This is a genomic window from Paracoccus shandongensis, assembly GCF_017315735.1.
GTDB classification, from domain to species: Bacteria; Pseudomonadota; Alphaproteobacteria; order Rhodobacterales; family Rhodobacteraceae; genus Paracoccus; species Paracoccus shandongensis.
Genome location: NZ_JAFLRK010000059.1, coordinates 1 through 9,612, shown reverse-complemented (window position 1 = coordinate 9,612; position 9,612 = coordinate 1). Strand labels below are relative to the sequence as shown.

9 protein-coding genes and 1 tRNA gene are annotated in these 9,612 nt (G+C 67.7%); all 10 read right to left on the bottom strand.

Annotation, left to right across the window (positions count from 1 at the left end):
• Nucleotides 1–1,149 (bottom strand): selenocysteine-specific translation elongation factor (gene selB, locus JX613_RS19260; RefSeq protein WP_207103092.1); only part of this gene is annotated, 1,149 nt, incomplete at its 3' end.
• Nucleotides 1,146–2,513, bottom strand: coding sequence for an L-seryl-tRNA(Sec) selenium transferase (selA, locus tag JX613_RS19255; RefSeq protein ID WP_207103091.1), 1,368 nt, complete (start codon nt 2,511–2,513; stop codon nt 1,146–1,148). The genes selA and selB, both read right to left, overlap by 4 nt.
• A complete protein-coding gene (fdhE, locus tag JX613_RS19250) occupies nt 2,513–3,427 on the bottom strand; it encodes a formate dehydrogenase accessory protein FdhE (protein WP_207103090.1) in 915 nt (304 codons plus the stop codon). The genes selA and fdhE overlap by 1 nt, the downstream gene beginning before the upstream one ends.
• Before the next feature lie 37 nt (nt 3,428–3,464).
• Nucleotides 3,465–4,151 carry a formate dehydrogenase subunit gamma gene (locus JX613_RS19245; RefSeq protein ID WP_207103089.1) on the bottom strand — a complete coding sequence of 229 codons (687 nt, stop codon included), beginning with the start codon at nt 4,149–4,151 and terminating at the stop codon, nt 3,465–3,467.
• On the bottom strand, nt 4,151–5,128 hold the full coding sequence (gene fdxH / locus JX613_RS19240) for a formate dehydrogenase subunit beta (protein WP_207103088.1): 978 nt from the start codon (nt 5,126–5,128) through the stop codon (nt 4,151–4,153). Before fdxH ends, JX613_RS19245 begins: the two co-directional genes overlap by 1 nt.
• Nucleotides 5,125–7,602, bottom strand: coding sequence for a formate dehydrogenase-N subunit alpha (gene fdnG, locus JX613_RS19235; RefSeq protein WP_207103087.1), 2,478 nt, complete (start codon nt 7,600–7,602; stop codon nt 5,125–5,127). The genes fdxH and fdnG overlap by 4 nt, the downstream gene beginning before the upstream one ends.
• Nucleotides 7,603–7,614: 12 nt before the next feature.
• Nucleotides 7,615–8,214: a molybdopterin-binding domain-containing protein gene (locus JX613_RS20495; RefSeq protein ID WP_207103086.1), complete on the bottom strand. Its 600-nt coding sequence runs from the start codon at nt 8,212–8,214 to the stop codon at nt 7,615–7,617.
• Nucleotides 8,215–8,351: 137 nt separating this feature from the next.
• A tRNA-Leu gene (locus JX613_RS19225) sits at nt 8,352–8,434 on the bottom strand.
• A 35-nt stretch (nt 8,435–8,469) separates the two neighbouring features.
• Nucleotides 8,470–9,384, bottom strand: coding sequence for a pseudouridine-5'-phosphate glycosidase (locus tag JX613_RS19220; RefSeq protein ID WP_207103085.1), 915 nt, complete (start codon nt 9,382–9,384; stop codon nt 8,470–8,472).
• Nucleotides 9,381–9,612 (bottom strand): PfkB family carbohydrate kinase (locus tag JX613_RS19215; protein ID WP_237168747.1); only part of this gene is annotated, 232 nt, incomplete at its 5' end. The genes JX613_RS19215 and JX613_RS19220, both read right to left, overlap by 4 nt.

Below are 9,612 nucleotides of genomic sequence, written 5' to 3'. Positions count from 1 at the left end.
GGCCAGCGCGGCGCCGGGATCGGTGGCGCGGGCGGCCCCGATCAGCGCCAGCCGTTCCGGCGTGCGGCGCTTGCGGGCCGGGGCGCGCAGGTCCAGCAGGCGCCCGCCGCCGATGGTCCGGCTGGCCGAGACATCGCGCAGGATGAAGCGGTCATGGACGGCTGCCGCGATGGGGCGGTCCAGCACGATCTGCACCGGGCCGCTGCCGCCCGGCTGGATGGGGTCGGACAGCGGCACGATGCGCGCCCCGGCCTCGACCGCGTGGCTGTGCAGGCGGGCGGGGAACCAGGTGCCGATGGGCTTCGGCTCAGTGGGCAGCACGGTCAGCCAGGCGTCGATCCGTTCGGTCGGGGCGTGCAGGGCGGGGGTCAGCACCACGTCGCCGCGATGGATGGCGTCCTTGCTGATCGCCTCGCCCGCGAGGTTCAGGGCACAGCGCTGGCCCGCGAGGCCCTCGGTCGCGGGGCGGTTCTGGGCATGGATGGCGCGCACGCGGGCGGGCAGGCCGTCGGGGCTGACAATGACGGGATCGCCCACCGCGACACGCCCGGTCAGCACCGTCCCGGTGACGACGGTGCCCGCGCCCGACAGGGTGAAGCTGCGGTCCACGGCCAGGCGCATGGGACCGTCGGCATGGCGGGCGGTCGTCTCGGCCTCGGCGGCGATCAGGGCGGCGCGCAGGGCGTCGATGCCCTCGCCGGTCAGGGACGACACCGGCAGGATCGGTGCATCCGCCAGGGCGGTGCCCGAGAGCGCCGCGCGGATCTCGGCGGCAACCGCCTCGCGCCGCGCCGCATCGGCCAAGTCGGCCTTGGTCAGCGCCACGATGCCGCGCCCGATGCCCAGCAGGTCCAGGATCGCCACATGTTCCCGCGTCTGCGGCATCACGCCATCGTCGGCGGCCACCACCAGCAACGCCAGGTCGATGCCGCCCGCGCCCGCCAGCATGGTGTGGATCAGCCGTTCATGGCCCGGCACATCGACAAAGCCGGTGATCGCCCCCCCGCCCAGGTCGGCATAGGCAAAGCCCAGGTCGATGGTGATGCCGCGGGCCTTTTCCTCGGCCAGGCGGTCGGCGTCGGTGCCGGTCAGCGCCTTGACCAGCGCGGTCTTGCCGTGGTCGATATGCCCCGCCGTGCCGACGATCATGCCGACAGCGCCTCCAGCAGGTCGGCGTCCCGGTCCAGCGTGCGCAGGTCGAGGATCAGCGCGCCGTCCTTGATATGACCAACCACAGGGCAGGGCAGCGTCCGCAGACGCGCCGCCAGCCGGTCGGGCGCATCGCCGCCCGCGCCCGTGATGCGCAGCCCGGCGGAGGGGATGGTGTCGGTCGGCAGCGATCCGGATCCGATCTGGCTGGCGCAGTCGGTCGCGGCAACGCTGTAGCCCGTCAGCAGCGCGGCCACTTGGGGGGCCAAGCGCGCGGCCTGCGCGGCGATGTCGGCCTGCGGGCGCGACAGGTGGCGCAGCGTGGGCAGGCGTAGGGCCAGCCGGTCGGGGTCGCGGTAAAGGCGCAAGGTGGCCTCCAGCGCCGCGATGCGGATCTTGTCCAGGCGCAGCGCGCGCTTCAAGGGGTTGCGGTTGATCTGCGCGATCAGGTCGCGGCGGCCGACGATGAAGCCCGCCTGCGGCCCGCCCAGCAGCTTGTCGCCCGAGAAGGTGATGAGGTCCGCGCCCTCGGCCACCGCCTCGGCCACGGTGGGTTCACGGCGTAGACCGTAAGCCGCCAGATCGACCAGCGAGCCAGACCCCAAGTCGTTCAGCAGCACCACGCCCGCCTGTCGCGCGATCTGCGCCAGTTGGGGTGCAGGGACTTCGGCGGTGAAGCCCTCGATCCGGTAGTTCGAGGTATGGACCTTGAGGATCAGGCCCGTCTGGTCCGTGATCGCGGCTTCGTAGTCGCGCGGATGGGTGCGGTTGGTCGTCCCCACCTCGACCAGATGCGCGCCCGCGCGGGCCATGATGTCGGGCATCCGGAAGGCGCCGCCGATCTCGATCAGCTCGCCGCGCGACACGATGGCCTGCCGCCCCTGGCCGAATGTGTTCAGCGCGATCAGCACGGCGGCGGCATTGTTGTTGACGATCGTGGCGTCCTCGGCCCCGGTCAACTCGCAGAGCAGCCCGCGCAGGTGGTCGTCGCGCTGCCCGCGCCCGCCGGTGTCCAGGTCGAATTCCAGCGCCAGCGGCGCGGCCATGGCGGCGGAGGCGGCGGCGATGGCCTCGTCCGCCAGGATCGCGCGGCCCAGGTTGGTGTGCAGGACCGTGCCGGTCAGGTTCAGCATGGGGCGCAGCCGGGATTGCGCGGCGGCGGCCAGGTCGGCGGCCAGCAGATGCGGCAGGCGCGCGGCCTCGGCCTCGCCATCCGCGCCGCCCTTGATCGCGGTGCGGGCGGCGTCCAGCCGGGCGCGCAGGGCAGTTGTCACCGCCGCGCGGCCATGGCTGTCGATCAGCGCCCGGCCAATGGGGGACAGCAGAACCTGATCGACCGAGGGCAGGGCGCGGAACCCCGCCATCAATACCCCGCGATAAAGGGGTTGAAGCCGCCGCGCTTGAAGGGCGTGTCTTTCATCAGCATGTCCAGGCCCAGGCTGGACACGTCATCGGCGATGGGCTCCAGGCTGGGGTTCTTGACCTGATACAGGATCTTGACCCAGGAATTGCAGTCTCCGCAGAGTTCCGCCTTGACCGTCGCCTCGTCCGTTTCGACGCTGCGATAGCTGATGGCGGCGTTCGAGCCGCAGCAGAGGCAGACGACCCGGACCTCGTTCCACTGCGTCGCGCAGCAGCCGCAGGTGGCATAGCGGGTGCTTTCGATGCCCGCCGCGCCCATGACCGATGAGGTCGCCGGACGCCCGCCGCAGGTGGGGCAGGTGCCGGTCCTGATCTTGACCAGTTCCTTGGCGTCCAGGGTGGCCGCCAGCCGCGCCAGGTGCAGCTGCACGGCGGCGCCCACGAACAGGTGCGGGGCGGCGCTGTCTTCGGGGATGCGGTCGGACAGGATGTTGTCCAGCAGCCAATGCCGGTCGGCAATGCCCGCCGCCGTCACCGCCGACAGGGCGAGGCGCGCGGGTTCAGGCATCTCCAGCGCCGCAGCCTCGGCCAGGAAACGGTCCAGCGTGGCGTGCATCCCCTCGTCCGCAGCCAGGGCGGCGCGGTCGATGGGGGGCATCCGGCTTTCGCGGGCGATGCGGATGCGCTCGGGCGGCAAGGGCGTCACCGCAGGCAGTTCCCGCGCCAGCCGCGCCTGCAACGCCGTCAGGTCGCCCAGGAACCGCAGATAGGGCGCCAGGTTGCCGCCGTGATCCGCCAGAAAGGCGAAGCGCCCGGCGCGCTTGTCAAAGACCGCCGCCGGGTCGGGCAAAAAAGCCAGCGGCGCCACGGGGACGCCGCCGATGACCGAAGGGTCGGGTTGGATGGTGGTGTTCATCACGTCTCCGGGCCGGACCGGCCACTTTTTCTGGGGGCTATTCTGCCGGGCCGCGCGTGCGGCGTCCAGCCAGTTCGCGCAGCCATTTGCGGTGGTGGCGATAGGCCCACCCGCCGGTGACGGTGCCCCGGGTCATCGCCCGCAGCGTGCCGCGCGTCCAGAAGGCCGCATAGACGTGCAGGATGAAGACCAGGATGATCGCCACCGCCGCAAGCGCGTGGGTCAGCACCGCGATGCGCCGGGTGGGGATCGTGACCAGTTCGCCGAAGAACTGTTCCCAGATCATCACGCCCGTGACGATCAGCACCACGATCAGCAGCGTCATGCCCCAGAAGATGAACTTCTGGCCCGCGTTGTACTTGCCAAGCTCGGGCAGGTTTTCCTCGTTGCCCTTCACCACGTCGCCGATCTGGGACAGCCAGGCCTTGTCGTCCGGCGTGGGCAGGTTCAGCCGCCACAACTGGATGAACATGACCATGAAGCTGACGAACAGCACCACGCCGATGATCGGGTGCAGCCAGCGCGCGTTCTGCCCGCCGCCGAACAGCCCGGTCAGGAAATACAGTGACGGGTGGAAGAACGCGAGGCCCGAGACCAGCAGCAGGATCAGCGACAGCGCCGTGATCCAGTGGTTCGCGCGGATGAAGCCCCGGTAACGGCTGACCGTCACCGGCTTGACGGATTCGATCCGGTCGCCCGGCTCGGCATAGATAGGACGCGCCATCAGACATTTTCTCCGTCATTGGCGGACCGGACCAGCTTCTCGGCCTCCTGCTCCTCGTGCGCGTCAACCTTGTTGGCGCGGGCGAAGATGCCGTGGATCGCGGCGCCGACGGCGGCCACGCCCATGACCGCCAGACCGGCCGTCTTGGTCACGCCTTTCCAGCCTTCCACCACCGGCGAGATGCGCGGTTCATCCGGCAACCCGTCATAGATCGACGGCTTGTCCGCATGATGCAGCACATAGAAGACATGCGTGCCGCCGACGCCCGCCGGATCATAGATCCCGGCATTGGCATAGCCGCGCGACTTCAGATCCTCGACCCGTTCGTTGGCATGGGCGATCATGTCCTCCTTGGTGCCGAAGACGATCGCCTGCGTGGGGCAGGCCTTGGCGCAGGCCGGGCCCTGGCCCACGGCCACCCGGTCGGAACACAAGGTGCATTTGTAGCTCTTGTGATCGACCTTGCTGATGCGCGGGATGTCGAAGGGGCAGCCGGTCACGCAATAGCCGCAGCCGATGCAGTTTTCATGGATGAAATCGACGATGCCGTTGGAATACTGCACGATGGCGCCGGGCGCCGGGCAGGCCTTGAGGCAGCCCGGATCCTCGCAATGCATGCAGCCGTCCTTGCGGATCAGCCATTCCAGGTTGTCGGTTTCCGGGTTCACCCATTCGGTAAAGCGCATCAGGGTGAACATGTTCGGCGTCAAGTCGTGGGGGTTCTCGTAAACCCCCACGTTTTCCTCGACCTCGGGCTTGGTGTCGTTCCACTCGATGCAGGCCGACTGGCAGGCCTTGCAGCCGATGCACTTGCTGACGTCGATCAGCTTGGCGACCTTTTCCAGTTGCCGCGTGGGCTGCGGCACGTCCTTGGTGGCCGAGATGCGGACCACGTCGGAGGGCAGCAGGTTCGACCCGATGGGCTGGACCGGCGGGTTCGCGGCCGCCGTCTTGGGTTGGGGCGCGGTCTCGCTCATGCCACCGGCTCCTCGGCTGAGGGTTCGATATTGACCATGAAGGCCTTGAATTCAGGCGTTTCCACGTTCGCGTCGCCGACCTGAGAGGACAGGCTGTTCGGGCCGAAGCCCTTGCGCGCCGCGCCCATGAAGCCCCAGTGCAGCGGGATACCGATCACATGGACGGTCTTGCCGTCGATCTGCATCGGCCGGATCCGCTTGGTCACCAGGGCCTTGGCCCAGACCTCGCCGCGCTTGGACCAGACGCGGACGCGACCGCCCCGTTCGATGCCGCGCTCGGCCGCCAGTTCCTCGCTGATCTCCACGAAGAACTCGGGCTGCAACACGGCATTCACCGGGTTGTGCTTGGTCCAATAGTGGAAATGCTCGGTCAGGCGATACGAGGTCGCGACCAACGGGAACTCGGGATCCCCGATGGCGGCGAACTGGTTCGCGTCGGATTCAAAGACCCGCGCCACCGGGTTGCCCCGCATCTTGGGGTTGAACACGTTGGCGATGGGCGCCTCGAACGGCTCCATGTGGGTGGGGAAGGGACCGTCCCGCATCATGCCCCGGCTGAACAGGCGCGACACGCCTTCGGGGTTCATGATGAAGGGACCGACCTCGCCCGGCTTGGCCGTGACCGCGATGTCGGGCACGTCATAGCCTTCCCACTTCTCGCCCGTCCATTCGATGATCTTGCGCGACGGATCCCAGGGCTTGCCCTGCAGGTCGCAGGACGCGCGGTTGTACAGGATCCGCCGGTTCGCGGGCCATGCGAAGGACCAGTTGAGGAAGGCGCCGGTGTCGCCCGGGTCGGTGTTGTCCCGCCGCGCCATCATGTTGCCGTCCTCGGTCCAGCTGCCGGCATAGATCCAGCAGCCGCCCATGGTCGAGCCGTCGTCGCGGTACTGGCCGAAGTTCGCCAGTTGCTGCCCGGCCTCGGCCAAGACCTTGGTCGTGTCCTTGAGGTCATAGACCGTGGACAGCGCGCGGCCGTTCATTTCCCGCGCCAGTTCGTCGGGCATGGGTTCGTCCGGGTCGGCATAGTCCCAGGTCAGGTTCAGGATCGGGTCGGGGAAGACCCCGCCTTCTTCCTGGTACAGCTTTTTCACCCGCTGGAAGATCTGCGCCATGATCCAGGTGTCGTGCTTGGCCTCGCCCGGAGGGGTCGCCCCCGCCCAGTGCCATTGCAGCCACCGGCCCGAGTTCACCAGCGCGCCTTCGTCCTCGGCAAAGCAGGTGGTGGGCAGTTCCAGAACCTCGGTCTGGATGGCCGCGGTGTCCACGTCGTTGTGGATGCCGTGGTTTTCCCAGAAATGCGAGGTTTCCGTGGCCAGCGGATCCATGACCACCAGCATCTTCAGCTTGGAAAACGCCTGCGTCATCTTGCCCCGGTTGGGGAAGGACAGGATCGGGTTGAAGCCCTGGCAGAAATACAGGTTCACCTTGCCATGGTTCATCAGCTCGAACATGCGCATTCCGTCATAGGCGGGCACGTCGAGCTTGGGCAGATAGTGATAGGCCCAGTCGTTTTCCGCCGTGGCGGCATCCCCCCACATGGCCTTCATGAAGCTGACCATGAACTTGGAGTAGTTCTGCCAATAGCTCATCTGGCCCGGCACGATCGGCTTGAAGGCGCGGGTGGACATGTAGGTCGCCCAGTCCGCTTCCTTTTCCGTCGGGATGTTCAGGTATCCGGGGATCAGGTTCGACATCAGGCCGATGTCGGTCAGGCCCTGGATGTTGGAATGCCCGCGCAACGCGTTCATCCCGCCGCCCCGGACGCCGATATTGCCCAGGATCAGCTGCAGCATCGCCATGCCGCGGATGTTCTGCGCGCCCTTGGAATGCTGGGTCCAGCCAAGCGCATACATCGAGGTCATGGTCTTGGTCGGCGTCGAGCATTCGCCGATCATCCCGCAGATATCAAGGAACTTTTCCTTGGGCGTGCCGCAGACGCGTTCCACCATCTCGGGCGTGTAGGCATCGACATGCGCTTTCAGCAGGTTCCACACGCAGCGCGGATCCTGAAGCGTCGGGTCGGTCTGGACAAAGCCGTCCGGGCCCATCTTGTAGTCCCAGGAGGACTTGTCGTAGTCGCGCTTTTCCTCGTCATAGCCGGTGAACAGGCCGTCGGACCAGCCGAACTCGTCCTTCACCAGGAAGGAAGCGTTGGTGAAGCTGCGGACGTAATCCCACTGCACCTTGTCGTTCTCGATGCACCAGCGGATCACGCCCATCAGGAAGACGATGTCGCTGCCCGGACGGATCGGCGCATAGTAATCCGACACCGATGCGGTGCGGGTATAGCGCGGATCGACCACGATCAGCTTGGCGCCGCGATGCGCCTTGGCCTCGGTCACCCATTTGAAGCCGCACGGGTGCGCTTCGGCGGCATTGCCGCCCATGACGACCACGAGGTCGGTGTTCTTGATATCGGTCCAGGAGTTGGTCATCGCTCCACGGCCAAATGTCGGGCCCAAACTGGACACCGTGGGGCCGTGTCAGACGCGCGCCTGGTTATCGAATCCGACGATTCCCATGGACCGGACCGTCTTGTAGGTCAGCCATGCGGTTTCGTTCGTGGTTGCCGATGCCGCCAGGAAGCCGGTCGTCGTCCAGCGGTTGACGGGCACGCCCGCCTCGTTCGTCTGGATGAAGTTGGCGTCGCGGTCGTCCTTCATCGCGCGGGCGATCTTGTCCAGCGCCTCGTCCCAGGTGATGTCCTGGAGTTCGCTGGCACCTGCGGCGCGATAGCGCGGCTTGGTCAGGCGCGTCGGCGCCTTGACGAAATCCTTCAGCGCCGCGCCCTTGGGGCACAGCGTGCCGCGGTTCGTCGGATGGTCCGCGTCGCCCTCGATATGGATCAGTTCGGCGGTTTCGCCGGCCTTCACGTCGCCCTTGGAATACATAATGATCCCGCAGGCGACCGAGCAATAGGGACAGGTGTTGCGCGTTTCCGTGGTCGTGGCCAGCTTGAAGGCGCGCACATGCGCCTGTTCCGCCGCCTCGGCCTCGCCGAAGCCCATGGCCCCAAGCGACGTTGCCGCAACCCCCGCGCCCGCCAGCTTGAAAAAGCCGCGCCGCGAAAGGTCGATGTTCATAAGACCCTCCTGCTGCCTGTCTATAGATAGGTACAAGCGCGATTTTGCTGACCGGACGGTCAAAAGTCAAGGCAGGTACGAAGGATGAACAAATCAATGTGACGCGACGGACCGTCGGTCGCCACGGGGCCTTCTGCTGGTGCGCGGCGAGGGACTCGAACCCCCACGCCGAAGCGGTTGGACCTAAACCAACTGCGTCTACCAATTCCGCCAGCCGCGCACGCGCCCAGCCTTACGGCAGGACGGGCAGGGCGGTCAACGGGTCATTGCGATGGCGATCTGCGCCCCCAGGCGGGCGTTGTTCAGGACCAGGGCGATGTTGGATGCCAGCGACCGGCCCTCGGTCAACTCGAAGATGCGTTGCAGCAGGAAGGGCGTGACCTCCTTGGCGGCGATGCGGCGGGCCTCGGCTTCGGACAGGGCCTGTTCGATAACAGGGCCGATCACGTCGGCGGTGATCTCGGCGTCCTGCGGGATGGGGTTGGCGACCAGTTGCCCGCCCTTTAGGCCAAGGCGCGCGCGCATGGTGGCGGCGGCGGCGATCTGGTCCGCGCTGTCCATGCGCAGGGGGGCCTTGATGCCGCTGGCGCGCGACCAGAAGGCAGGCAGGTCGTCCTGGCCATAGGCGATCACGGGAACGCCCAGGGTTTCCAGCACCTCCCAGGTCTTGGGCAGGTCCAGGATCGCCTTGGCCCCCGCCGCGACGACCGTGACCGGGGTCTGGGCCAGTTCCTGCAGGTCGGCGGAAATGTCGAAGCTGGTTTCCGCCCCGCGATGCACGCCGCCGATGCCGCCGGTCGCAAAGACGCGGATGCCCGCCAGATGGGCGCAGATCATTGTCGCCGCGACCGTAGTGGCCCCCGTGCGGCCATTGGCGAGGCATACGGCCAGATCGGCGCGCGACAGCTTCATCGCTTGGTCCGGGGGCGTCTGCGCCAGGGTTTCCAGCGCCTCATCCGTCAGCCCGACATGGATCCGGCCGCCCATCACGGCGATGGTGGCGGGCACCGCGCCATTGTCGCGGATCACCTGTTCCACCTGCCGCGCCATGTCCAGGTTCTGCGGATAGGGCATCCCGTGGGTGATGATCGTCGATTCCAGCGCGACGACCGGCGCGCCCGCTGACAGGGCGTCCTGGACTTCGGGCGAGAAGGTGAGAGGGGCGGTCATGGAACGTCCTTTCCGGAAACATGGGCGGCGGCGGCCTCTGCCGCGCGATGCAGGGCGGCCTCGCGCGGCTGGCCTGCCAGTTCGGCGGCAAGATGCGCGGCCAGGAAGCAGTCGCCCGCGCCGGTCACGCGGGCCACGGTGACGGGGGGCGGGGCAACGGTCAGGGTGGGTGCGCCCGCCATGGCCTCGGCGGCGGGGCGGGGGCCGTCGGTCACAAGCACGCGGGCC

Excerpts from the sequence above, each read along its gene's own strand:
- selA (WP_207103091.1), bottom strand. The coding sequence starts at position 2,513 with ATGGCGGGGTTCCGCGCCCTGCCCTCGGTCGATCAGGTTCTGCTGTCC.
- fdhE (WP_207103090.1), bottom strand. The coding sequence starts at position 3,427 with ATGAACACCACCATCCAACCCGACCCTTCGGTCATCGGCGGCGTCCCC.
- JX613_RS19245 (WP_207103089.1), bottom strand. The coding sequence starts at position 4,151 with ATGGCGCGTCCTATCTATGCCGAGCCGGGCGACCGGATCGAATCCGTC.
- fdxH (WP_207103088.1), bottom strand. The coding sequence starts at position 5,128 with ATGAGCGAGACCGCGCCCCAACCCAAGACGGCGGCCGCGAACCCGCCG.
- JX613_RS20495 (WP_207103086.1), bottom strand. The coding sequence starts at position 8,214 with ATGAACATCGACCTTTCGCGGCGCGGCTTTTTCAAGCTGGCGGGCGCG.
- JX613_RS19220 (WP_207103085.1), bottom strand. The coding sequence starts at position 9,384 with ATGACCGCCCCTCTCACCTTCTCGCCCGAAGTCCAGGACGCCCTGTCA.